General features: G+C 60.1%; 20 protein-coding genes. 9 read left to right on the top strand and 11 right to left on the bottom strand.

Annotated features, from left to right (window positions below):
• The first annotated feature begins 75 nt into the window (after positions 1–75).
• The 7 genes from AC1D35_RS04850 to AC1D35_RS04820 all read left to right on the top strand — a co-directional run bounded on the left by AC1D35_RS04850 (position 76) and on the right by AC1D35_RS04820 (position 9,476).
• Complete coding sequence (locus AC1D35_RS04850; RefSeq protein WP_113301775.1) at positions 76–759, top strand: amino acid ABC transporter permease; 684 nt, start codon at positions 76–78, stop codon at positions 757–759.
• 8 nt (positions 760–767) lie between these two features.
• Positions 768–1,421, top strand: a complete 654-nt coding sequence (locus tag AC1D35_RS04845) for an amino acid ABC transporter permease (RefSeq protein WP_477938276.1) — start codon at positions 768–770, stop codon at positions 1,419–1,421.
• The gene (locus tag AC1D35_RS04840) at positions 1,405–2,133 is read left to right on the top strand and encodes an amino acid ABC transporter ATP-binding protein (protein WP_477938275.1); all 729 of its coding nucleotides are present in this window, start codon (positions 1,405–1,407) and stop codon (positions 2,131–2,133) included. Before AC1D35_RS04845 ends, AC1D35_RS04840 begins: the two co-directional genes overlap by 17 nt.
• A gap of 110 nt (positions 2,134–2,243) precedes the next feature.
• Positions 2,244–3,038, top strand: coding sequence for a transporter substrate-binding domain-containing protein (locus AC1D35_RS04835; protein ID WP_477938274.1), 795 nt, complete (start codon positions 2,244–2,246; stop codon positions 3,036–3,038).
• A gap of 232 nt (positions 3,039–3,270) precedes the next feature.
• A complete protein-coding gene (locus AC1D35_RS04830; RefSeq protein ID WP_477938273.1) occupies positions 3,271–6,897 on the top strand; it encodes a hydantoinase B/oxoprolinase family protein in 3,627 nt (1,208 codons plus the stop codon).
• A gap of 186 nt (positions 6,898–7,083) precedes the next feature.
• A complete protein-coding gene (locus AC1D35_RS04825) occupies positions 7,084–7,614 on the top strand; it encodes a winged helix DNA-binding protein (protein WP_477938272.1) in 531 nt (176 codons plus the stop codon).
• Positions 7,615–7,751: 137 nt separating this feature from the next.
• A complete protein-coding gene (locus AC1D35_RS04820) occupies positions 7,752–9,476 on the top strand; it encodes a M14 family zinc carboxypeptidase (RefSeq protein WP_477938271.1) in 1,725 nt (574 codons plus the stop codon).
• A gap of 186 nt (positions 9,477–9,662) precedes the next feature.
• On the opposite strand, the gene AC1D35_RS04815 is transcribed toward AC1D35_RS04820, so the two are convergent.
• The 5 genes from AC1D35_RS04815 to AC1D35_RS04795 are packed head-to-tail and all read right to left on the bottom strand — an operon-like array spanning position 9,663 to position 15,631.
• A complete protein-coding gene (locus tag AC1D35_RS04815) occupies positions 9,663–11,177 on the bottom strand; it encodes an ABC transporter substrate-binding protein (RefSeq protein ID WP_113301743.1) in 1,515 nt (504 codons plus the stop codon).
• Between the two features lie 19 nt (positions 11,178–11,196).
• Positions 11,197–12,906 carry a dipeptide ABC transporter ATP-binding protein gene (locus tag AC1D35_RS04810; protein WP_477938270.1) on the bottom strand — a complete coding sequence of 570 codons (1,710 nt, stop codon included), beginning with the start codon at positions 12,904–12,906 and terminating at the stop codon, positions 11,197–11,199.
• Entirely contained in the window at positions 12,903–13,754 is an 852-nt protein-coding gene (locus AC1D35_RS04805) for an ABC transporter permease (protein WP_477938269.1), read from the bottom strand. Before AC1D35_RS04805 ends, AC1D35_RS04810 begins: the two co-directional genes overlap by 4 nt.
• On the bottom strand, positions 13,751–14,689 hold the full coding sequence (locus tag AC1D35_RS04800; RefSeq protein WP_113301746.1) for an ABC transporter permease: 939 nt from the start codon (positions 14,687–14,689) through the stop codon (positions 13,751–13,753). The genes AC1D35_RS04805 and AC1D35_RS04800 overlap by 4 nt, the downstream gene beginning before the upstream one ends.
• Positions 14,690–14,740: 51 nt before the next feature.
• The gene (locus AC1D35_RS04795) at positions 14,741–15,631 is read right to left on the bottom strand and encodes a proline iminopeptidase-family hydrolase (RefSeq protein ID WP_477938268.1); all 891 of its coding nucleotides are present in this window, start codon (positions 15,629–15,631) and stop codon (positions 14,741–14,743) included.
• 126 nt (positions 15,632–15,757) lie between these two features.
• On the opposite strand from AC1D35_RS04795, the gene AC1D35_RS04790 reads away from it, so the two are divergent.
• Positions 15,758–16,540 carry a LuxR family transcriptional regulator gene (locus tag AC1D35_RS04790; protein WP_477938267.1) on the top strand — a complete coding sequence of 261 codons (783 nt, stop codon included), beginning with the start codon at positions 15,758–15,760 and terminating at the stop codon, positions 16,538–16,540.
• Between the two features lie 53 nt (positions 16,541–16,593).
• Positions 16,594–17,508, top strand: a complete 915-nt coding sequence (locus AC1D35_RS04785; protein ID WP_477938266.1) for a proline iminopeptidase-family hydrolase — start codon at positions 16,594–16,596, stop codon at positions 17,506–17,508.
• A 171-nt stretch (positions 17,509–17,679) separates the two neighbouring features.
• On the opposite strand, the gene AC1D35_RS04780 is transcribed toward AC1D35_RS04785, so the two are convergent.
• The 6 genes from AC1D35_RS04780 to AC1D35_RS04755 all read right to left on the bottom strand — a co-directional run bounded on the left by AC1D35_RS04780 (position 17,680) and on the right by AC1D35_RS04755 (position 24,916).
• A complete protein-coding gene (locus tag AC1D35_RS04780; protein ID WP_477938265.1) occupies positions 17,680–18,630 on the bottom strand; it encodes a HEPN domain-containing protein in 951 nt (316 codons plus the stop codon).
• 250 nt (positions 18,631–18,880) lie between these two features.
• Positions 18,881–19,792: an ABC transporter permease gene (locus tag AC1D35_RS04775; RefSeq protein WP_477938264.1), complete on the bottom strand. Its 912-nt coding sequence runs from the start codon at positions 19,790–19,792 to the stop codon at positions 18,881–18,883.
• A complete protein-coding gene (locus AC1D35_RS04770; RefSeq protein WP_477938263.1) occupies positions 19,789–20,889 on the bottom strand; it encodes an ABC transporter permease in 1,101 nt (366 codons plus the stop codon). The genes AC1D35_RS04775 and AC1D35_RS04770 overlap by 4 nt, the downstream gene beginning before the upstream one ends.
• Complete coding sequence (locus tag AC1D35_RS04765) at positions 20,886–22,409, bottom strand: ABC transporter ATP-binding protein (protein WP_477938262.1); 1,524 nt, start codon at positions 22,407–22,409, stop codon at positions 20,886–20,888. Before AC1D35_RS04765 ends, AC1D35_RS04770 begins: the two co-directional genes overlap by 4 nt.
• A gap of 3 nt (positions 22,410–22,412) precedes the next feature.
• The gene (locus AC1D35_RS04760) at positions 22,413–23,513 is read right to left on the bottom strand and encodes a BMP family ABC transporter substrate-binding protein (RefSeq protein ID WP_477938261.1); all 1,101 of its coding nucleotides are present in this window, start codon (positions 23,511–23,513) and stop codon (positions 22,413–22,415) included.
• Between the two features lie 23 nt (positions 23,514–23,536).
• On the bottom strand, positions 23,537–24,916 hold the full coding sequence (locus AC1D35_RS04755; RefSeq protein ID WP_477938260.1) for an amidohydrolase: 1,380 nt from the start codon (positions 24,914–24,916) through the stop codon (positions 23,537–23,539).

Here is a 24,916-nt window from a genome sequence, read left to right as displayed (position 1 = left end):
GAGGACAAATGACGCTTTCCCACGGGAAAGCGGGGTCGCGTCAAAGGAGTTGACACGGCCGGAATGGAGGAGGACATGCAGTACCAGTTCGATTTTGCGGCCCTTTTGCCCTATTGGGGCGATTTCCTGTCGGGCGCGCTCGTCACGATCGAGATCACCGTCTTTTCGGTCATCATCGGTCTTGTCATCGGCGTTGCTTGCGCCATTGCCCGTCGCTCGAACATCGGCCCGCTCCGCACCCTCGTCAGCGTCTATGTCGAGACTGTGCGCAACACGCCTTTCATCGTGCAGATCTTCTTCATTTTCTTCGGGCTTTCCTCGATCGGCTTCCGCCTGCCGATCATCGCAGCTGCCGTTTTCGCCATGGTCATCAATGTCGGCGCCTATACGGCTGAGATCGTGCGTGCAGGCATGGATTCCATTCATCCGAGCCAGATCGAGGCAGCCGAAGCGCTTGGCCTGTCGAAGCTGCAGATCTACCGCGACATCATTCTCCTGCCTGCCATCGAACGCGTCTATCCGGCACTTTCCAGTCAGTTCATCCTGATGATGCTGTCGACCTCGATCGCCTCGCAGATATCAGCAGAAGAGCTGACGGGTGTCGCCAACAACATCCAGTCGAACACGTTCCGCTCGCTGGAAACGTATATGGTCGTCGCTGTCCTCTATATCGCCATCACCTATCTGATGCGGGCCGGCTTTTACGGCATCGGTCTCATCGCTTTCCCGCGCCGCCGCCGGCTCGGCACGTCGCTTTAGAGGTCGCCATGCTCGGTGGGTTTTCCTTCAATCATCTGATCTATCTGCTTGACGGTCTTGTCTGGACCGTCGTGCTATCCGCTCTCGCCTTCCTGCTTGGCGGCATTGCGGGCTTTTTTGTCATGCTATGCCGCATCTCGCGCTTCCTGTGGCTGCGCCGCGCCGCCCTTATTTACATCCAGCTGGTCCAGGGCACGCCGCTCCTGATCCAGATGTTCATCCTCTATTTCGGCCTCGGGGTGATCAACATCTCCGTGCCGGCGCTGGTGGCGGCGGGCCTCGGCATGATGATCTATTCGAGCTCCTATCTCGGTGAGATCTGGCGCGGTTCGGTCGAATCCATCTCGCGCACCCAGTTCGAGGCCGCCGAGTGCCTCGGCCTGACGCGCTGGCAGGCTCTGAGGGACGTGATCCTGCCGCAGGCGCTGAAGATCGCCACGCCGCCGACGGTCGGCTTCCTCGTCCAGCTCATCAAGAACACCTCGCTCGCCTCGGTCGTCGGTTTCCTGGAACTGACCCGTGCGGCGCAGGTCATCAACAACTCCCTGTTCCAGCCCTTCCTGGTCTTCGGCATCGCAGCGCTTTTGTATTTCTGCGTCTGCTACCCGCTGTCGGTCTGGAGCCGCTCTCTTGAGAGGAAACTCAATGTCGGTCGCCGTTAAGCTCACCAATGTCGTCAAGCGCTTCGGCGCGCTGGAAGTGCTGAAGGGCGTCTCCTTCGAGATCAATGCCGGCGAAGTGGTGGCGCTGATCGGCCAGTCCGGTTCCGGCAAGAGCACAGCACTTCGCTGCATCAACCGGCTGGAGACGATCCAGGACGGCTCGATCGAGGTGTGCGGCCACCGCGTCGAGGATCCGAAGCTCGATCTCAGAACCCTGCGGCGCGACATCGGCATGGTGTTCCAGAGCTACAACCTCTTCCCGCATATGACAGTCGCCGAAAACATCATGCTGGCGCTGCGCCGCGTGAAGGGCATACGCAAGGATCAGGCTTTCGAGATCGCCAAACAGGTACTCGCCAAGGTCGGCCTCTCCGAAAAAAATGATGCCTATCCAGAGCAGCTTTCCGGCGGCCAGCAGCAGCGTGTGGCGATCGCCCGTTCGCTTGCCATGCAGCCCAAGGTGATGCTGTTCGACGAGGTGACCTCCGCCCTCGACCCGAAGCTGACGGGCGAAGTGCTGCGCGTCATGGAAGATCTCGCCCGTGGTGGCATGACGATGATCGTCGTCACCCATGAGATGGGTTTTGCCAAGCGCGCCGCCAACCGCGTCATCTACATGCACACGGGCAAGGTCTGGGAGACGGGTGGTGCGGATATCCTGAGCAATCCGCAGACGCCGGAACTCAAGGAGTTCATGGCCGCAGAGCTTTAGACCCCGCCAAGCGCGGGAGGGAAATGCCTGCGCCGGATGGACCGGTGCGGGTTTCAGAGGAGGCCCGACAAAGAGCGGGCAGAGGCAATCAGGTAGAGGAGACTTGGAACATGCCGAAGACAATGATTTCGAAACTGGCAATTTGGGCCGGCGCAGGGCTGCTGGCGTTGGCGAGCGTTGCGCATGCCGATGTACTCGACAACATCAAGAAGGCGGGCAAGGTGCGTATCGCCGTGGCAATGGGCATTCCGGAATATTCCTTCGTCGATGAGAACCTGAAGCCTTCCGGCTCCGACGTTGAGACCGCCAAGCTGATTGCCAAGGACCTCGGCGTCGAGCTCGAGTTGGTGGAAATCACCAACGCCGCCCGTGTCCCCTCTGTGCAGACCGGCAAGGCCGACATGGTCGTCTCCTCGCTCGGTATCACCGAAGAGCGCAAGAAGGCGATCGACTATTCCGTCCCCTATGCGACCCTCGCTCTCGTCGTGGCAGCGCCGTCGACTATCGAGATCAAGAATTATGCCGATCTTGACGGCAAGCGTATTGGTGTTACCCGGGCCACGACCAACGACCAGGATATCACCGCCAATGCAAAGGGCGCCGATATCGTCCGCTTCGAGGATGACGCAACACTGATCACGTCTGTTGTATCCGGCCAGGTCGATACCGTTTCCAGCCAGTCGGCCGTAATCAATGGCATCAACAAGAAGATGGCTGACCATCCGCTGCAGGTGAAGTTCACGCAGAAGGAAACGAACCTTGGCATCGGCATACCCAAGGGCGAAGCCAATCTGAAGGCCTGGCTCGACCAGTGGGTAAAGACCAACTTCGATAACAAGGTGCTACGCGACATCTATAGCAAGTACCACAATGCTGCTCTGCCTGATGACCTGACCTCCCGTTAAGGAGAGTAGCGAGGCCGGCATTGTCACGCGCTGGCCCTCTACAATACCGTCATTTCGGCTGATCTTCTCGCCGCGACCGATGAGGCCGCGGCGTTCGATTTTCTGGGCTTAGAATTGGGCCTATGCTACGCCCTCCAAAAAGCGAACCCTACGTCGATYTCGGTTTCCACAAAACGTTGACGATTTATCGATAATTTCTTAGTGATATTCCAAATGAACGTCGGAGGCGATTTTGTTGGGCACTGCGGCTGGTAGCTGGGATTTCTGGATCGATCGTGGGGGTACCTTCACGGATATCGTCGGGCGCGACCCCTCCGGCGAGCTGCATGCCCGAAAGGTGCTCTCTGAAAATCCGGACGCTTATCGTGACGCCGCTGTTCACGGGATCCGGCAGCATCTCGGCCTGACGGCCGGTGAGGCGATCCCGGTGGGTCTGATCGGCGAGGTGCGCATGGGCACCACGGTCGCCACCAATGCGCTACTGGAGCGCAAGGGCGAGCGTCTGGCCCTGATTACTACGAAGGGTTTCCGCGACGCTTTGCGCATCGGCTATCAGGAACGCAAGAATATCTTCGCGACCGAGATCATCAAACCGGAAGCTCTCTATCAGGACGTGGTCGAGCTGAACGAGCGCGTGCTGGCCGACGGCACGGTCGAGATAGAGCTCGATGAGGCGGCAACGGAAACGGCGCTCCGCAATCTGCGCGCCAAGGGATACCGCGCCGTAGCGATCGTCTTCATGCATGCCTATAAATATCCCGAGCATGAGGCAGCGGCTGCGCGCATTGCCCGCGCCATCGGTTTCGAGCAGGTCTCCGTCAGCCACGAAGTCTCGCCGCTGATCAAGCTGGTCGGCCGCGGTGATACGACCGTTGTCGATGCCTATCTCTCGCCGGTGCTCGGCCGCTATGTGCGCCAGGTTTCCGATGAACTCGATGTGGTGCGCACAGGTGCCCGCGTCATGTTCATGATGTCGTCAGGCGGTCTGACCGCCGCAGATATGTTTCAGGGCAAGGACGCCATCCTGTCGGGGCCGGCCGGCGGTGTCGTCGGTCTTGCCAAAACCGGCGAGCAGGCAGGTTTCGGCCATGTGATCGGCTTCGATATGGGCGGCACCTCGACTGACGTGGCGCATTTCGACGGCGAGTACGAGCGGGCTTTCGAAACGGAAGTCGCCGGCGTGCGTGTCCGCGCGCCGATGATGCTGATCCATACGGTGGCTGCCGGCGGTGGTTCGGTCCTGCATTTCGAGAGCGGCCGGTTCCGCGTCGGGCCTGATTCTGCCGGCGCTTTCCCAGGTCCTGCCTGCTACCGCAATGGCGGCCCTCTTGCTGTGACCGATGCCAATGTCATGGCTGGCAAGCTGCTGCCCGATTTCTTCCCGGCGATCTTCGGCCCGAAGCAGGATCAGCCGCTCGATGTCGAGGCGGTGCGGCAAAAGTTCGCCGAGTTGGCATCGGAGATCGGTGATGGGCGCAGCCCCGAAGAAGTGGCTGACGGATTCATCCGCATCGCCGTTGCCAATATGGTCGAGGCGATCAAGAAGATTTCCGTCCAGCGCGGCTATGACGTGACGCGCTATGCGCTCAACTGCTTCGGTGGCGCCGGCGGCCAGCATGCCTGTCTGGTGGCTGATGCGCTGGGCATGAAGAGCATCCTGCTGCATCCGATGTCCGGGCTGCTTTCGGCCTATGGCATGGGCTTGGCCGATATCCGTTCCACGCGCCAGAAGGCGCTCGGCGTGCCGCTCGACGGAGAAGCTCCCGCAGCGATTGCCGCCCTCGGGCTGCAGTTGCAGGCTGAAGGTCTCCCGGAACTGGTTGCGCAGGGCGTGGAGGCCGACAAGATCAAAACGGTGCTTCGGGCACATATCCGCTACGCTGGTACCGATACGCTGCTCGCGGTCGAGGCGGTGTTCCCGCAAGCGGATAAGGTGGCGCGTCTTCGTAAGGAATTCGAAGTGCTGCACAAGCGCCGCTTCGGTTTCGTCGCCGAGGACAAGCCGCTGGTCGTGGAAGCCGTCGAAGTCGAATGCATCGGCGGTGCGGCGGCCGAGATCGATGTCGATCGCGGTGAGACGGGCAAGGGCGAAGCCGTGGCCGCTCGCCGGACCCTCTTTCATTCGCAGGGCGATAGCCACGATGCGGCGGTCGTTCTGCGCGACGGCATCATTCCGGGCCAGACGGTCACCGGACCGGCTATCATCATCGAGCCGAACCAGACGATCGTCGTGGAGGATGGCTGGCAGGCGAGGCTGACGATGCGCGATCACGTCGTGCTGACCCGCATCAAGGCCCTACCGGTGCGCACGGCCATCGGCACAAAGGCTGATCCGGTCATGCTGGAGATCTTCAACAATCTCTTCATGTCGATTGCCGAGCAGATGGGCGTGACGCTGCAGAACACCGCCTATTCCGTCAACATCAAGGAGCGGCTTGATTTCTCCTGCGCAGTCTTCGATGCGGAAGGCAATCTCGTTGCCAACGCGCCGCATATGCCGGTGCATCTCGGTTCCATGGATGCGTCCGTGGCGACCGCCATCCGCGAAAATCCGGTCATTCATCCGGGTGATGTCTTCCTGATCAACGCGCCCTACAATGGCGGCACGCATCTGCCTGACCTCACTGTCTGCACGCCTGTCTTCGACGATTCCGGCACGCGCATCCGCTTCTGGGTTGCGAGCCGCGGTCACCACGCCGATATCGGCGGCATCTCGCCCGGCTCCATGTCACCGCTTGCGACGCATATCGAGGAAGAAGGCGTCTATATCGACAATTTCAAGCTACTCGATCATGGTCGTTTCCGGGAAGGCGCCCTTGCCGACCTTTTGACCGGTGCGCGTTATCCGGTGCGCACGTTGGCGCAGAACGTCAACGACCTCAAGGCGCAGGTCGCCGCCAATGAAAAAGGCGTGGCGGAACTGAAGAAGATGATTGTGCACTTCGGTGAGGATGTCGTCGATGCCTATATGGGCCATGTGCAGGATAATGCTGCCGAAAGCGTGCGCCGCGTGCTCGACCGCCTGCCCGACGGCGAGTTTTCCTACGAGATGGATCAGGGCTGCAAGATCGTCGTCAAGATCTCCATCAACAGGGACAAGCGCGAGGCTACGGTCGATTTTACCGGCACGTCTGCGCAACGCCCCGATAATTTCAACGCTCCGGCACCGGTCACGCGGGCTGCCGTGCTCTATGTCTTCCGCGTGCTGGTCGAGGCGGATATTCCGATGAATGCCGGCTGCCTGCGGCCGATCCGTATCGTCATCCCCGAGGGCACCATGTTGACGCCGGCATATCCGGCAGCCGTCGTTGCCGGCAATGTCGAAGTCAGCCAGGCGGTCACCAATTGCCTTATCGGCGCCGTCGGTGCCATGGCCGCGGCGCAGGGGACGATGAACAACCTGACCTTCGGCAACGACAAATATCAATATTACGAAACCATCTGCTCAGGCGCTCCGGCCGGCCCCGGCTTCCATGGTGCGGACGCCGTGCATACACACATGACCAATTCGCGTTTGACCGATCCTGAAATCCTGGAGAGCCGTTTCCCTGTGGTGCTCGAAGATTTCCATATCCGGCCGGATTCCGGCGGCCGCGGTCAGTGGCATGCCGGCAACGGCACCCAGCGCACGATCCGCACACTCGAAACGCTGGAATTTGCCGTTCTTTCCGGCCATCGCCGTGTCGCGCCCTTCGGCCTGAAAGGTGGCGAGCCCGGGCAGACCGGCCGCAACTATGTTCGGCGCAACGATGGTACGGTAGATGAGTTGATTGGTGCCGCTCATACGGTGCTGGAAGCCGGCGAAGCCTTTACGGTCGTGACGCCAACAGGGGGCGGATACGGACCATCCGATACTTGAAGTGCATTCGGTTAAAACGATTTGAAATCAATGCAATAGTGATGCGTTCCTATATGCCGAACGCATCGGAAAATAAGGTCGGAGAAACGGCGGCAGAATAGAGGAATCTTAGCGATAATTTGTTGACAAATTATCGCTTCCGCCTAACCTGCTAGACGTACTTCAGTTCTGAGATGAGAGAGTTCATTGGATAAACCGAAGGAACGAAAAGCTCCGCGCGAATTGATCGTGTCGTCCGCCCATCTGGCGCTCGGCAGTTCTCCGGCCCTCTCCGAACTTGAATACGGGTCGATCCTATTTTCTCATGCTTTTAACCGCTGGATGGTGCGCTGCATGGCTGCTGCCGGCGCCCCGAGCCTGTCGCCAGTGGAGATCCTGATCATACATTCGGTGCGCCATCGCGGCCGTCCGAAGACGCTGTCCGATCTCTGCCTCGTGCTCGACATCGAAGACACGCATGTCGCCAATTATGCAGTCAAGAAGCTCGATGCGGCCGGTCTGGTGAAGACCGGCAAATCCGGCAAGGAAAAGGTGATCCAGGTCACTGACAAGGGGCTGGAAGCGCTGGCGCGCTATTCGGAAATCCGCGAACGGTTGCTGGTGGAGGCGACAAAACTCTCAGGCCTTTCACAGGATGAACTCTCCGACATTGCCTCCCATCTGCGAGCCTTGTCGGGATACTACGAACAGGCAGCGAGGTCGGCGGCAACCTTATGAGTAGATCGACCGAGAGCAGCAGCGCCGCCAACCCCGCCATCCTCTCGGTCCGCTCACTCTCCGTCGACTTCAGGTCCGGCCAGTTTCAGGCCGTTCGGTGACTGGCTTCGCGACTATCTCGATCCGACGGGGGAAAAATGAGCACCATCCTCAATCTCGAAATTCCGCGCACGCTCGACGTGCTGGTTTCCGGCCTGATTGCCAACCCACCGGGCAAGCCCGTCGAAGCATGGGTCTTCGATGACGAGCCCTCGCGGCGGGCAGTGGAAGAAAAACTTGCCGCCGCAGGTATCGCGGCGCGGATCCGCAGTTCCTACAAGCCGCTGGTCTATTTCTTCCTTGAGGAGCTGCATATCGCTTCCCTTGCCAAGGTGGAGATCGGTTATCCAGTTCATCCGGCCGCGGACCCGCAACGCTTCCTGATCGAAGCCTATCCGCTGGCGGCACTTGTCGGTGATGCAGAAGTCGCTTTTCACGCCAACACGCTCGATCTCACCTACGATATCAAGCTGACGACGAAGGCGGGGGAGACGAAGACCTGTACGGTTTTTGCGCCAAACGTGGTTGAGAATGACCATGTCGGCAAGCCGGTTCTGCGATGCTGCGGCTGGGCCAATGGCGAACGGCTCAAGACCGACTTCGAAGCGATATTCCTCGCGGCCGTCGATGCCGTCAAGCAGCAGACATGGGAGCGCAAGCAACCCTATTTCGACCGGCTGCGCATCACGGTCGATTTGCCGGCCAGGGATCTCGACCTCGATTTCTGCAGCGAGAGCATCAGCCTGCGCGAAGCCATGCATGAAGACCTGTTCTTCAGCCTGCGGGAATGCCTGGATGCCGAGATGGGCGCTATGGCAGGCCGGGGTGGCGCGAGGCCAGGCCAGGTCGTTCCCGATATCCGCGGTACTGACGGCAATCCGCGCATCATCATGACCGTCGAAGACTTCGGCGAGCACGAGGAAACGACTGGCGAGGATGTCGATATTGCCACGGCAACGCGGCCGCTGAAAATCGGCCAGATCCGTCGCGAACTGGCGAAGATCGAAGGCGAGCCGATCAAGGCGCTATCACGCGAAGGTCGAGAGGTGCTCGGCCGCTATCGCAAGGGACCGGGTCCGGCAGTGCTGATATCATCCGGCCAGCATGCCAATGAGACCAGCGGTCCGGTCGGAGCACTGCGCGCGGCACAGCAGCTTGCCGCCGATCCCGACCAGCATTTTGCCGTCGTGCCGGTGGAGAATATCGATGGATATGAGCTGCATCAGCGGTTGATTGTCGAAAACCCGTTCCATATGCATCACGCAGCCCGCTACACGGCCTTCGGTGACGACCTCTCCTTCACCGTTCCGCCGCCGATGTACGAGCGCGAGGCACGCGGCAAGGCTCTTGATCTCTCGTCCGCCAAGCTGCATCTCAATCTGCACGGCTATCCCTCGCATGAGTGGACGCGGCCAATGTCAGGCTACCTGCCGCGCGGTTTCGAACTCTGGACCATTCCGAAAGGCTTCTTCCTGATCGTGTGCACCCATCCCGGCTGGGAAGCGATCGGCGAGGCGATCCTTGATGAGGTGGCCGAACGCCTGGCTGAAGACAAGAGCCTCGTCGAATTCAACGCAAAGCAGATCGATTGCGTGCGTCTGCACATGCCTAACGCTCCCTTCGAGGTGCGTTACGGCATTCCTGTGCTGAAACAGGTGGGCACACTCTATCAGGCGCCGGTGACGATCATCACCGAAGCGACCGACGAGACGGTTTACGAGCAGATCTTTGTCGACTGCCATGACGCGCAGACGCGGTCAGTGCTTTATGCCGTCGAAGCCTATCGCCGGCTGGCGGCGAGCAGCGATTTTCCGTCGGCGTAGTCGGGCGCCCTCGAGTGACAATTTGCGCTCTGTTTGAACAACCATTGTACCGGCGATCGTTGATCTCCAAGGCGCCGTCTAATGCAGGCGCTATCCATACCGGAAGATCGCCGTCATCGCCGATTTCCCGTCAGGACAATGCTCCGCCGCTTTCAGGGCGACGGAGCATGCTAGGAAGGTTGAGGCTCAGTTCTTGACCGTATCTTCCAGGAAGAAGCGGCCAAGCGGATTCTGGTAGAAGTTGTCGATGTTCTTGCGGGCAACGTTGATATAGGGGCTGTAGTAGAGATCGATCCAGTTGACGTCGTCCTTCGCCGTCTTCTGCAGGTCGATATACATCTGCTCGCGCTTTTTCGGATCGAGTTCCAGGCGTGCCTTGGCGACCAGCTCCTTCACCGCTTCATTCTTGTAGTTGGTCAAGTAGTTGTTGTTGGAATCGTGGCCGAGCACGAAAGTCGTCTTCTGGTCCGGGTCGAGAATGTCGTTGGTCCAATAGTTGACCGAGATGTCGTAGTCGCCGGCAACCGTCATGTCCCATTCCTGACTGGGATCGACCTTCTGCAGGTTGGCGGTGATGCCGGCCTTGGCGAGCTGCTGCTGCAACAGCACCGCGGTCTGCTCATCCACCTCGTCGCCGGCGCGGATGAGGTAGTTCAACGTCAGGTTGGATACACCGGCATCGGCCAGCAGCTTCTTGGCCTTTTCCGGATCATAGGGGCGCTGCAGGTTGTCGGCGTAGTAATAAAGCGCGCCCTTCGGAATGTAGGAATTGGCGACCGTGCCCTGACCGAAGGTGACGGCATCGACGATCGCCTTCTTGTCGATTGCGAGATCGAGGGCCTGACGCACTTCCTTCTTGCCGAGATCGCCATGCGCATGGTTGATCAGCAGGTGATCTTCGCGCGTCGAGGGGTCGATCAGCACGTTGAGGCCTGCATCTTTCTTGAGTTCCTCGACGCGCGAGAAGGGAACGAAGATGGCCGCATCGAGCTGGCCCGCCTGCACGTTCAGCATGCGGGTATTATCGTCGGGCACCGAGATCCATTCGACGCCGTCAAGCTTCACGCGGTCCGCCTGCCAGAAATTCGGGTTCTTTTTCAGGATAACACGGTCGCCGCGACGCCATTCGTCGACCACGAAGGCGCCGGATCCGATCGGCTTTTCGCCATAGGCTTCCGCGCCCATGGATTCGATGCCGGCCTTGGAAATGACAGAGGCATTCGGCAGCGCCAGCGTCGACAGGAAAGGCGCCGAAGGGTTCTTGAGCTTGATCGTCAGCGTGTGTGGATCGGTGGCGACGGCGGTATCGATCACCTTGTAGGAATCGCTCCAGAGCGAGCCCTGGTCATCACGGATACGCAGCAGGCTGAAGGCGGCATCTTCTGCCGTCAGCGGCGAACCGTCGGAGAATTTTGCGTCGCGGATCTTGAAGATATAGGTCAGGCCGTCGTCCGACACGGTCCAGCTTTCCGCCAGGCCGGGCTCCAGCTTGGTGCCGGTCTTGTCGACGCGGATCAGCACGTCATAGACGTTCGAAAACACCCAGTTGTCGATGTTCTGTGCCGTCTTGATCGGATCGAATGTCGTCGAATCCTCGCGTCGGCCAATGGTCAGCACGCCGGCGGCTTCGGCATAACTTGCGCTGAGCGTCAGCCCGGCAAGAAGCGCTGCAAGTCCGATTGATTTCCATCTGGTGATCATGCGTTCGTTCCCTTCGTTGTTATGGCATGCGTTTGACAGGTAGGGTCGGCATCGATTGCAGCTCGTCTTCCAAACTGGCGCTGCTCAGAAGCGGCTTGTCCGGATCGATGTCGGGAATGGCGGCGATCAGCGCCGCGGTATAGGGATGCTTCGGCTGCGCGAAAACTTCTTCCGAGCGGCCTTCCTCGACGATCTCGCCGCGATACATGACGACGACGCGTTCGCAGAGATTGCGCACGATGGCCAGATCATGGGCGATGAACATCAGCGTCAGGTTCATCTTCGCGGTCAGTTCGCGAAAGAGCGCGATGATCTGCGCCTGGATCGTCACGTCGAGGGCCGCGACGCATTCGTCTGCAATGACGAGCTTCGGATCGACGGCGAGGGCCCGGGCGATGCCGGCACGCTGACATTGGCCGCCGCTCATGCTGCGGGGCTTGCGACTGGCGAATTCCCGCTCCAGCCCGACGAGATCGAGCAGTTCGCCGATCCGAGCCGGAATGGCCGAGGCCGGTACCTTGCCCTGCACCTTCAGCACCTCGGCGAGCATCTGACCGATGGTGAGCCGTGGATTGAGGGCGTTGTACGGATCCTGAAAGACCATGGCCGTCTCGCGCCGCAGCTTGGCGAGACCGGAGGCCCGTTGCTGTGCCAGATCGATACCGTCGAACGACACATGGCCAGAGGAAATCGGGGTCAGGCCCAGCACGGCGCGCGCAAGTGTGCTCTTGCCACTGCCGGATTCGCCGACAATACCGATGGTTTCGCCGGGCATGATCTGCAGGCTGACGCCTGAAACCGCGCTCACCGTTTTCGCACTGCCCTTGAACAGGCTGCCGCCGACCTTGAAGCGCACATGCAGGTCGTCGATTTCGAGGAGCGGCTTCGTCGAGGCACCTGAGGACGCGACCTCCAGCACAGGTGTCGGCRCCTCGTCCGGCATGGAAGGATGGCTGTTGATCAAGTTGATCGTATAGGGATCCTGCGGACGGGACAGGACCGCCCGTTTTGACCCCTGTTCGAGCAGCTTGCCACTGCGCATGACGGCGATGCGGTCGCAGGTCTGGGCGACGATGCCGAGATCGTGGGTGATGAGAATGATCGACAGGCCGCGTTTGTCGCGGATCTCCAGTAGCAGCTTCAGGATCTGCGCCTGGATGGTCACATCGAGCGCCGTCGTCGGCTCGTCGGCGACCAGGATCTTCGGGTCGCAGGAGAGTGCAACCCCAATCATTGCGCGCTGGCGCATGCCGCCGGAAAACTCGTGCGGGTAGCTGTCATATTGGCGCACGGGATCGGGAAAACCCACCTGTGTCAGGATTTCGATCGCTGCTATCCGCGCCTCCCTCGCGCCAAGCCCCTGGTGGTAGCGGATGCCCTCGGAAATCTGGTCGCCTATGCGCATGACCGGGTCGAGATGGCTCGTGGGGTTCTGGAAGATCATGCCGATCTCGCCACCGCGAACTTCCAGCATCTCGGCATCGCTTGCCGTCGTCAGGTCGCGCCCCTCGAGCAGCACGGTGCCGCCCTCGATCTTGATCAGCGAGGAGGGCAGGAGCCGGACGAGCGAGCGGCAGAGCAGGCTCTTGCCCGAGCCGCTTTCGCCGACCAGGCCGAGGATTTCGCCCTTGGCGAGATCGAGGGAAACATTGTCGATCAGCGTTCGAGCGCCACCATCGAGATGGACCTTGACCGTCAGGTCGCGGACGGAAAGTACTGATGCGCTCATTCGTGAACTCCGAGAAGTTCTCCGAGTGCATCACCCAGCATGCTGAAACCGAAGGCGAGGCAGACGATGGAGAGGCCCGGGAAAAGCGTGATCCACCAGGCCGTGGTGATGAAACTCTGACCTTCGGCGACCATGACGCCCCACTCGGCGAGTGGCGGCTGCACGCCGAGGCCGAGATAGCTGACAGCTGCGCCGCTGAGCAGCACCAGCGTCGCATCCGACATGGAAAAGACGATGGAGCCGGCGATCGCATTCGGGAGGAGATGACGGAACATGATCCGGAAGCGGCCGAAGCCGAGGCTGACGGCTGCGACTGCGTAGTCGCTGCTTTTCAGCACCAGCATTTGCGCGCGGATGAGACGCGCATAGGAGACCCAGCCGACCAGCGCGATGGCGATGTAGAAACTGCTGAGGCCCGGGCCGAGGATGGCGATGATCGACAACATTAGGACGAGGAACGGAAAGGCGAGGATGATATCAACGAGCCGCATGAAAACCGCATCGACGATACCGCCAAAGAAACCGGCGATGGTGCCGACCGTCGTGCCGATCAGGAATGGGAAGATGACGCCGATGACGGCGATCTGCAGATCGATGCGTGCGCCCCATATGACGCGCGAAAGGATATCGCGCCCGAAATTATCCGTGCCGAAGAGATGGTAAAGCGACGGTCCCTGTAGCCGCACATCGGCATTCTGCAGGATCGGATCATAGGGTGCGATTACGGGCGCTGCGATTGCCAGAAGCAGGAAGAACAGCAGGATGCCGGCGCCGATGACGAGCGTCAGCCGCCGGCTGAGGAAACGGCGCCAGGCGACCTGGGAGGGAGCGAAGGCCTCGACGCTCATAGCTTCACCCTCGGGTCGACGGCGACGGTGACGATATCGGCAATGAAATTGACGAGCACGGTGGCGCAGGCAAACGTCATCGCCACGCCCTGAACGACCATATAATCGCGCGAGAAAATGGCGCGCACCAGCAATTGTCCCATGCCAGGCAGGGCAAACACGCTTTCCACGACGACGGTTCCGCCGATCAGCCAACCGATATTGACGGCGAGAAGATTGATTGTCGGCACCAGCGAATTCGGCAGGACGTGGCGCCAGAAGACGATACTCTCAGGCATGCCGCGGGCGCGTGCGGCGGTCGCTACATCCGATTTCAGGGACTCGATCATGGCGGCGCGCAGGCTTCGGGTCAGTACGGTCGAGAGCGACAATGCAACCGTCAACGCCGGCAAGATGAGATGGGAGAGCTTGTCACCCAGTGTCGTGCCGTAGCCGGAGACCGGCAGGACGCCGAGTTCGACGCTGAAAAGTATGATCAGCATCAGGCCGAGCCAGAAAGGCGGAAAGCCGATCCCGAATGTGGAGATGACCCGTACTGCATGATCAGGCGCCCGGCCAGCATTGCGAGCGGCAATCGCCGACATCGGTACGGCGATCAGGATCGACATGATGACGCTTGTCAGCACCAGCGCGATCGTCGGCTCGATGCGCGTGGCGATCAGCGGAAATACGTCGATCTTGTATAGGATCGACTTGCCCATTTCGCCATTCGCGAGGTTCTTGAGAAAATAAAAGTATTGCAGCCACATGGGCTGATCGAGGCCGTATTGGGCGCGGATATTGGCAAGGGCCGTCGGTGTCGCGCGTGTGCCGAGAATATTGCGCGCGGGATCGCCGGGGATCAATCGCACCAGGATGAAGGTAATGACGCTGATGCCGAAAATGACAGGCAGAAACTGGACCGGCCGGGTCAATATGAACTTATAACGATGCATGGCGGCGCTCGCCCCCTTGTCTTCGTCGGGTTCCGATCACCTTACCCTGCATCAGCTTTCCCTGTGCCGCGATAGGAAATCGACCAGCGCGGGATAATAATCATGCGGATTTTCGTAAAACGGCATGTGGCTGGCGTTGGCGAAGACCTTGAGTTCGGCATTCGGCAGGGCCAGCTTCATGCGCAGCGCGCAGGCCGGCGTCAGTTCGTCATGTTCGCCCGCGGTAATCAGCACCGGCGTCGACACATCAGGCAGATCGGGGATGCGGTTCCAGTCCTTCAGATTGCCGATATAGAGGAATTCGTTCGGCCCCTGCATAGTCTCATAGGGACCCATGTTCCAGTCGTCGAGCGAGCGGCGCACTGGTGCCGGCCATTCCGGCAGGCGGCAGACATGGCGATAATTGAGGATCGTCACCGCCGCCTGATATTCCGGATGATTGTAAGTGCCTTGCGCCTCGTGTTTCTGCATCATCGCCACCGTCTCAGGCCCGAGGGCGGCGCGCAGCCGCTCCAGTTCGGAAATCAGGTGCGGCATGTCGGCGACTGTGTCTTCCAGGATCAGCGTCTGCAGGTTTTCCGGATAGGTCAGTGCATAGTCGATCGCCAGCCAGCCGCCCCAGGAGTGGCCGAGCATATGCACTTTGCCGAGGCCGAGCGCCTTGCGCACTGTCTCGGTTTCCTCGACATAACGGCCGATGGTCCAGAGGGATGCGTCGGTCGGCCTGTCGGAGGCGCCGGTGCCGAGCTGATCGAAGGCGACGACGCGGTAGCCCTTGTCGATGAGGCAGGAATGGGCCTCGCGCAGATAATCACAGGGGAGGCCGGGGCCGCCGTTCAGGCAGAAGATGGTCTCGCTGCCGCTGCCGAAGCTGTAAGCCACCACCTTATAGCCATCGACCTCGATTTCATGTCGCGCTTCGGGCTCGATTTCACGCCACATTGACCGCTCCGGCAGAAGATTTCGCTTGCTCAATAATTGGGCATGGCTAAATTTTTACCTTAAACCATAGTCTTCGCCAGCTATAAGAAGTGATAGGGTATGGAACCAACCCGACCGGAGCCTGCCATGCTTGATGAAATCGGAACGATCAGACGGCAATTCGTAGCCCATGAGACCCTTGACGGCCGCATCGATCAGATTTTCGGGGCGATGAAAGAGATGGGCTTCGAGGCCCTGATCTACGATTACACGCCAGTGCCTTATGACCTCGACGGCGGGATCATGATCCCTTCACTCTTGAAGTTGCGGAATATTTCGGAGGATATGCGGGAATACTGGTTCGATCGCGGCTATTTTCGCATCGATCCCGTGCAGCAGGTCGCGTTGCGCACCTCAGCGCCTTTCTTCTGGAACTACGACCGGGATGCCGACACGCTCATCAATCGTTTCATGAGCGACGACACCGCGCCGGTGACGCGCTATCTCAGCGAACGCGACATGTCGACCGGTGTCACCGTGCCCGTTCATATGCCCCGCGGGGACTATGCGACGGTGACCGGCATCCGCTTTGGCGCCAACAGTGATTTCGAGCATCAGGCGCTGCGCAACATCGCCGATTTCAATCTTCTCGCCCATGTCTTCCATGAGGCCGCCTATTCGCTTTTCGATGCCAAGGCGCTGAGCGTCGGCAAGATCCGGTTGACGGAGCGGGAGCGCGAATGCCTGCGCTATTCCGCGGAAGGTCTCTCGGCCAAGGAGATCTCGCGCATCATCGATCGGTCGGTGCCGACGGTCGTCATGCATCTCAATGCGGCGGCCAAGAAACTCGGCGCACGCAACCGCACGCAGGCTGTAGTGCGCGCTACGCATTACCGCCTGCTGGAAGATCGCCCATCCTATAACTTCTGATAGCTGCCTTCGCCTTTTCGGCGACGCTATGCTTCTCCATCGTTGCCCTCAGGATGGAGAGACTTGTGGCCGCAGTTCCGACGAAGGAAGCATATCTGCCATTTCGCGAATACCGCACATGGTATCGCATCACTGGTTCGCTCGATTCCGGCAAATTGCCGCTTGTCGTTGCCCATGGCGGCCCCGGCTGCACGCATGATTATGTGGATTCCTTCAAGGACATCGCCGAGCTCGATGGCCGTGCCGTCATTCACTACGACCAGCTCGGCAACGGCAAATCGACACGCCTGCCGGAGAAGGGGCCGGATTTCTGGACGCCGGCGCTTTTCCTGGAAGAGCTCGATGCGCTGCTGAAGCATCTCGGAATTCAGGATCGTTATGCCTTTCTCGGTCAGTCCTGGGGTGGCATGCTCGGTGCAGAACACGCCGTGCGCCAGCCGAAGGGCCTGAAGGCGCTCGTCATCGCCAATTCGCCCGCCAACATGCATACTTGGGTGGCGGAGGCAAACCGTCTGCGCGAGGAACTGCCGCAGGAAGTGCAGGATAGGCTCCTGAAGCATGAGGAAGCCGGCACCATCGCCGATCCGGACTATGTCGCAGCCTCGCGTGTTTTCTACGACCGGCATGTCTGCCGCGTCGTGCCCTGGCCGCCTGAGGTCGCGCGCACCTTCGCGACCATGGACGAAGACAATACCGTCTATCGCAACATGAACGGTCCGACCGAATTCCATGTCATCGGCACAATGAAGGATTGGACGATCGAGGATCGCCTGGCGCTCATCGAGATGCCAACTTTGTTGATTTCAGGCAAGTATGATGAAGCGACCCCGCTCGTCGTCAAACCCTATGTCGATCGGGTGAAGGGCTGCGAATGGGTGCTCTTCGAGAATTCCAGCCACATGCCGCATGTCGAGGAAAAGGAGCTTTGCCTCGACGTCGTCTCGGCCTTCCTGACTAGGCATGATTGAGGACGCACGACTGCGGCCCGTACGGCCTACATACTCGCGACGACAAGACCTGCCAGACCCATTAGCCACGCCAAGATTTGGCATTTTGTGGGCGCAGACCTGTTGCCTTGGCCTCTGAAATGCAGTCGTCGCTTTCCGGATATTGCTGTCAATCCAGATCGCTGTTTGAACTCAATTTGAGCTGTGACCTAATGCGAGACGTTCCCGACAGATTGCCTCAACGAGCCGCTGCAAAACCTGCACGCGTTCAACTAGCCATTCAAGCTCCCCGGTGCCGATTTCATAGTTCGGCGAGTATCGTGCCTCGACATAGGCACGTGACAGGAGTTCGAAACGCCGCCGCGCCGTTCGGGTGTCGCGGGGCCAGGCATCCACCAGTCGCTTGTCGATGTCTTCTGCCTTGGAGCGCAGGACCTTGATCCGGTGGGATTTCGGGCTGTAGAGCGTCAGTGTCAGAAGGACGCAATGATAGGCGCGTTCTGTCGCCTGATGCAGCATGAAGACGCCGTCTCGTAGCTTGCCGTTTGAAAGTCCAAACTGTGCGAAGGACAGCGCATCAGCTGACAATTGATACCACTGCTCAAAATTCTGCTGCGCCTCAGCCCTGGTCTCTTCCTGTGTAAGTGGTTTAGGCTGGACCAGCGGATGGCCGTCTTCCTCGTAGAGGACCGAGCCATCCCTTTTGATATCGACGAAGAACGGCCGGCCGCGTGACAGCTGGTCGTTGACGTCATGCAGGCTATGGACGATCGGAATGACCGGCGTTTCGATCCGATGGGCTATCTGTTCCTGCAGCAGGCGCTCGTCGAGCGACAGCCATAGGTCCTGCTCCTGCGCGAAGCTCTCGGAATTGGCGACAATCAGAACATCGTAATCGGAGCGATAGCCGCTCGAGCGATCCTCCACCCAGTCGCCACGGGCATAGGAACCATAGAGGATCACCTTGAGGATCTTGCCGCCGGCGCGTCTGGCCGAAAGCTTGGTCGCGCGGAACTGCTCGACCTCGTCGAAGATAATCTCCAGCACGCGGGCAAGCTCGCGCCGCTTGACTGCTGGCAGATGGTCGAGGGGATCGGTCAGGGTCAAAGCCGCATCAAAGCCTTCGGTGGGATTCGCTTCCATCGTAACGGCTCGCCTAAAGTTTCGCACCTAAACTCTTTACGAGCTCTTCAAGATAAAGACAATCCAAGATAGAAGACGGTAGCAAATACCAGATGCTAATGACCATGCCTCTCAACGATTTTGTACCTATGCGAATGGAATCATCGAGCGGGTGCGTGATTCACAAGGGCTGCGTAGAGCAGGAACCTGCTGCATTATTCCTTACACGAAGCGTCTTGTTAAATGCGCAGCCACGAGATTGACGGGGACTTCAACGCTCGAACGGCTCGCCGAGTGAGGCGACGCCGTTGAGTTTCAGCAATCGGCGGTCTGCCGAGATGATGCCGAGCACGATGATCGTCACGAGATAGGGCAGGCAAGCCAAAAGCTGCGAAGGCACGTCGAGCCCGGTTGCCTGTGCGGCGAGCCCCATCAGCGATACGGCACCGAAGAGGCATGCGCCGAGGAAAATCCGGCCCGTCAGCCAGGTTCCGAAGACGACGAGCGCAATGGCGATCCAGCCGCGGCCGGCGATCATTCCATCCGCCCAGAGCGGCGTATAGATCGTCGATGCATAGGCGCCGGCAAAGCCTGCCATCATGCCGCCGAATGCCACGGCGGCGAAACGCACGGCGATAACCGGATAACCGATGGCGTGGGCGGCTTTCGGATTTTCGCCGACGGCGCGAATGACCAGTCCAACCTTGCTATAGGTAAAACTCGCCCAGATCGCGACGGTCACCAGAAGCGAAAGCCAGACGACGATATCCTGGGTGAAGAAGCCGCCGATGACGGGAATGTCCGAAAGCCCGGGAATGGTGATCTTTGGCAATGCCTTGACCGTCAGGCTTTCATAGCTCTTGCCGAACAGTGCCGACAGGCCCTGGCCGAGAATGCCGATCGCAAGCCCCGTCGCGACCTGGTTTGCGTTGAAGCCAAGGATGATGCCGGCAAAGACAAGCGAGAGCAGGATGCCGCCGAGCCCGGCCGCGAGAAACGCCAGAATGTGGCCGCCACCGTGATAGACGATGATGAAGGCGATGACGGCGCCGAATGCCATCAAGCCCTCGACGCCGAGATTAAGCACGCCGGCGCGTTCGACCACCAATTCGCCGAGCGCCGCCAGCAGAAAGGGCGTCGCGGCCGCTAGCATGCCGGCCAGAATGAACTCGATGGCGTTCATGTCGGGCTCCTGATTGCGTCCGGTCGCCATGCGAGGCGGTAACGCACAAAGGCGATGGCGATGAGGTAGATCAGAAGCAAGCTACCCTGGAAGACGCGCACGGCAGCAATCGGCAGGTTGGCGGAGACCATGGCGTTGTCTCCGCCAATATAGAGCGCCGCCATGACGACCGAGGATAGGACGATCCCGATCGGATGCAATCCGCCAAGATAGGCGACGATGATCGCCGCATAGCCGTAACCGGTCGAGATCGAGCGCTGCAACTGGCCGAGCGGGCCTGCGACTTCGGCTGCACCCGCAAGACCCGCGGCCGCGCCACCGATCAGCAGCGAAAGCCAGATCGCCCAGCCCTCTTTGAAGCCGGCATAGCTTGCCGCACGCGGGGCTAATCCGCCGACCTGTAACTTATAGCCGATGAAGCTCTTCTGCATGAAGATCCATGCGGCGATCGACAACAGAACGGCGACGATGAGCGAGACATTGACGCGCGTTCCCTCAATCAGGATCGGCACCATGGCATCGTATTGGAACATGACCGACTGTGGGAAGTTGAAGCCATTCGGATCCTTCCAGGGGCCGAGCAGCAGATAGTTGAGAAGCTGCGCGGCAACGAAGCTCAGCATCAGCGAGACGAGGATTTCGTTGGCATTGAGCCGGACGCGCCAGAAGGCGGTGAGGGATGCCCAAACCGCGCCGCCGATAGTGCCGAGCAGCAGCATTGCCGGCCAGATCCACTGTCCGGTGGCCTCAGGCCACCAGATCGGAATGGCGGAGGCAAAGATCGCTCCGAGTACGAATTGCCCTTCAGCACCGATATTGAAGACCTTGGCGCGAAAGCCGATCGCAAGTCCCTGCGCGATGAGCAGCAACGGTCCGGCCTTTAGCAGCACTTCGGAGAAGGACGCCCAGGAGAAGAAGGGCTCGATCAGCATCGCATAGATGACCGCAGCCGGATCGCGTCCCATGACGACATAGAGGCCGAGATTGAGGATGATTGTAACGATCAGCGCGATCGGCGGGGCGAGCAGCGTGGCGACAAGCGAGGCGCGCTCACGGCGCACCAGTATGGGCAAGGCAGCAAAAGAGGCTCTGCTCATGCGGTGACCTTCTCGCGCGGTAACTGTGCACCGATCATGTATCGGCCGATCTCCTCGGGTTTGGTGTCGCGCGTGACGAGCGGCGGGCTCAGCCTGCCGTGGTGCAAAACCTGTATGAAATCACTGAGTTCGAACAATTCCTCGAGCTCCTCGGAAATGACGAGGATCGCCATGCCTTCGTTGCGCAGCGTGATCAGCCGCTTGCGGATTGCCGAAGCTGCGCCGATATCGACACCCCAGGTCGGCTGGGCAAGGAAGAGCAGTTTCGGTTCCAGCATGATTTCGCGCCCGACGATGAACTTCTGCAAATTGCCGCCGGAGAGGGAGCCGGCTTCGGCCTCGGGGCCGCGTGTGCGCACGTCGTAGTCCCGGATGCACTTATTTGTGAAGGCAGTCGCCTGCGCCTTGTCGAGCAGGCCGCGTTTGACGAGATGCAGGGGATGGGCAGTGAGCAGGCTGTTGAGGGTGAGCGACATTTCAGGAACTGCGCCGCGCCCGAGCCGATCTTCCGGAACGAAGGCTAAGTCCAGTTTCCGGCGTGCGGCCGCGTCCAGCATGCCGACGTCTTTACCCATCATGAAGATCTGGTCGCGTCGTTCTCGCGGCAGGGTGGTCTCGCCCGAAATCAGTGCGGCGAGTTCACTTTGGCCGTTTCCCGAAATCCCGGCAATGCCGAGGATCTCACCGGCGCGCACCGTTAGGCTGACATTGGAGAGCGGTACCGCGAAAGGATCATCTGCCCGGTAGTCGAGGCCGATGAGCTCCAGCCGCTTCTCGCCTTCGGTCAAGGGCAATGCCGGCGTGGATTCCGGCATCTCGCGGCCGATCATCATGCGGGCAAGGTCATGGGCGTCATGCTCGCGCGGATCAACGTGGCCGGTCACGCGTCCGCCGCGCAGGATCGTCGCGCGGTCGCAAAGCGACTGGATCTCTTCCAGCTTGTGGGAGATGAAGAGGATGGAAACGCCGCCGTCTCGCAGCCGGCGCAAGGTCTCGAACAGCTTCTCCACGGCCTGCGGCGGGAGGACCGATGTCGGCTCGTCGAGGATCAACAGTTTCGGATTGGTCATCAGGCAGCGGATGATTTCCACCCGCTGCCGCTCGCCGACGGAAAGCGAATGCACATGGACAAGCGGATCGACTTCGAGGCCGAACTCGTGCCCCAGCTTGCGGATGCGCTCCGCCAACTCGGCCTTCTTGCCGGCCACGATGAGCCTGATGTTCTCGACCACCGTCAGGCTTTCGAATAGCGAGAAATGCTGAAAGACCATGCCGATGCCGGCACGCCTTGCCTCTGCGGGAGAGGCAAGGCTGAGAGGTTGCCCGTTCCAGGCGATGGTTCCGCTGTCCGGCTGCTCGACGCCGTAGATCAGCTTCATCAGGGTCGATTTACCAGCCCCGTTTTCTCCGAGAATGGCATGGATCGAGTGGGGAGCGACGTCGAGGTCGATCTGCTCGTTAGCATGGACCTGGCCGTAGCTCTTGGAAATGCCGCGCAGCGACAGGAGCGGGCTTGCCATGGCTTACTTCGGCAGCGGCGTCTTGACACCCTTGACGTGCCAGTCCATCGCGACGATCTGAGCGTCCGTCATCGTGGCTCCCGAAGCAGCTCCTTCGCTGCCGTCGGCCTTGATGATCGGACCGCTGAAGGGCGAGAAGCTGCCGTCGGCGATCTTGGCCTCGACCTCCTTGATTTTCGTCATCGTATCGGCCGGGATAGCCGGGTTCCAGTCGACCACTTCGACGACCTTGTCGGCGACACCGAGGAAGGTATTGGCGCCCTTGAAGGTGCCGGCGAGATGCGCGTCGACCGAGGCCTTGAAGAAAGGTGACCAATCGGTGGAAACGCAGCCGAGATAGGTCTTCTCGGCATATTTCTTCATTGAGGAGTTGAGGTTGAAGGCATAGACGCCGGCGTCCTCGCAGGCGGAGATCACCGAAGGCGTATCCTGTGCATTCGAGAAGATTACGTCGCAGCCCTGCGCAATCAACGCCTTTGCGGCTTCCTGCTCTTTGGCCGGATCGAACCAGGAATTGACCCAGACGACAGAGACTTCGATGTCAGGCTTGACGGACTGTGCGCCGAGCGTGAAGGCATTGATGGAGGTGATCAGTTCGGGAATGGCGAAGGCCGAAACCGAGCCGAGCTTGCCGGTCTTGGAAACAGCCGCTGCCGCCATGCCGAGCAGGTATGTTCCCTGGAAATATTTGGCGGCGAAGGGCGAGAAATTCGGTGCGACCTGGAAACCGGACGCATGCAGGACAGTGACCTTGGGATTGCGGCGGGCAATCTGCAGTGCGCCATTCTGATAGCCGAAGGAACCGGCGATCAGGAAATGGTTTCCGTCGGCGACCGTCTTGTTCATGATGCGATCGGCATCGGGACCTTCGGCGATGTTCTCGATGATCGTGACCTTGACCTTGTCGCCGTAGGCGGCCTTGATCGGATCGATGCCGGCGGCAAGCGCATGACCCCAGCCGACATCGCCGATCGGCGAGGGTACGACAAGGGCGATGCCGAGCGGTTCGTCGGCAGCAAATGCAGTTCGGCCTGCAAAGGCCGTTGCGAGGCCGGCGGCGGCTGCGCTCTTCATGAGCGTTCTGCGGGTCAGATTGTTGGACATGTCAGTTCCCTCTTTTGGTTTTTTCAGAATTCTACGGTCGCGAGCGCCGCTTCGGCGTCCGCAAAAAGCTTGAATTCGTCGAGGCCGGTAAATTCGCCAGCCTGCCAGACGATGCGTCCATTGATCATGGTGAGGTCAGTCGGCATGCCGATCCCGACCTTGGCGATCAGGCTCAGTGGATCATGGCGCGTGCCGACATAATCCATCCGCCGTGTATCGATCGCGAAGAGATCGGCGGCCATGCCCGGCGCCAAACGGCCGATATCGCTGCGTCCGAGCAGGCTTGCGCCGCCCGTCGTTGCGTAGCTCAGGAAGTCGACCGGCGGCGGAACGGGATGAGCGCGCGTCGATGCCGTCAGGCATTGCAGCATGTAGGAGGAATGGATGCAGTGCATGAGGTTTGAATTGTCGTTCGAGGCAGCTCCATCGCAGCCAAGCCCGACGCGGAGACCAAAGGCTGACATCGCCGGAATGTCCGTTACCTCGGCACCGACGAGATAGACCGGTTCTGGGCAATGTGAGACGCCGGTGCCGCTTGCCGCCATTTTGCGCAGTTCGTCATGAGTTAGTTCCCAGCAATGGGCGTAGAATGTGTCGGGGCCGGCAAAACCGAGTTCGGTGCAGTAATCGACGGTGCGCATGCCGTGCCGTGCCTCGATGACAGGGCTTTCGCCTTCGCCGACATGCGTGTGCAAAAACACCCCACGGTCACGGGCAAGTGCCACGGATTCAACGAAAGTCTCCCGATAGCAATTGACCGGCTGGCAGGGAGCGACGACCACCTGCCGCATGCTGAAGGGGCCGGCATCGTGGTAGCTGTCGATTAGCCGGGCGCAATCGGCAATGAATTCGTCGGTGGTTTCCAGCATGGCGTCGGGGATCGTCGAGCCCTCGGATTTCGGCAGCGTGTTGCCGCCGCGCCCCGCATGGAAACGCATGCCGAGAAGCTCGGCTGCTTCGAACTGGCGATCGATCAGACGCTTTCCCGCGTGTCGGGGGAAGCAGTATTGATGGTCGAAGGCCGTTGTGCAGCCATGCTTGATCATCTCGGCCATGGCCGTGACGGAGGAATGGTAGAAGCAATCCTCTGTCAGCCGCGAGAAGATCGGGTAGATGCGGTCCAGCCATTCGATGACCGACAGCTTCGTCCAGTCGAGATCGGCCCGGTTGCGCACGAAGCATTGGAAGAAATGGTGATGCGTGTTGACGAGGCCCGGATAGACGAACCAGCCGGTCGCGTCCTGCACGATCGTGCCGGCAGGCAGCGTTTCGGCAGGCAGGTTCGCGCCAATTGCCTGGATCGCCGGACCATTGGTCAGCACGTCCACATTCCGGCGCAAGCTTGGTCCGTTGCCCTCGTTGACGACGACGGCTGCGCAGTTTTTCAGGAGGTAGCCGGTCAT

The organism is Rhizobium sp. P1_E6 (assembly GCF_056405875.1).
This window is presented reverse-complemented; position numbering and strand designations above follow the sequence as displayed.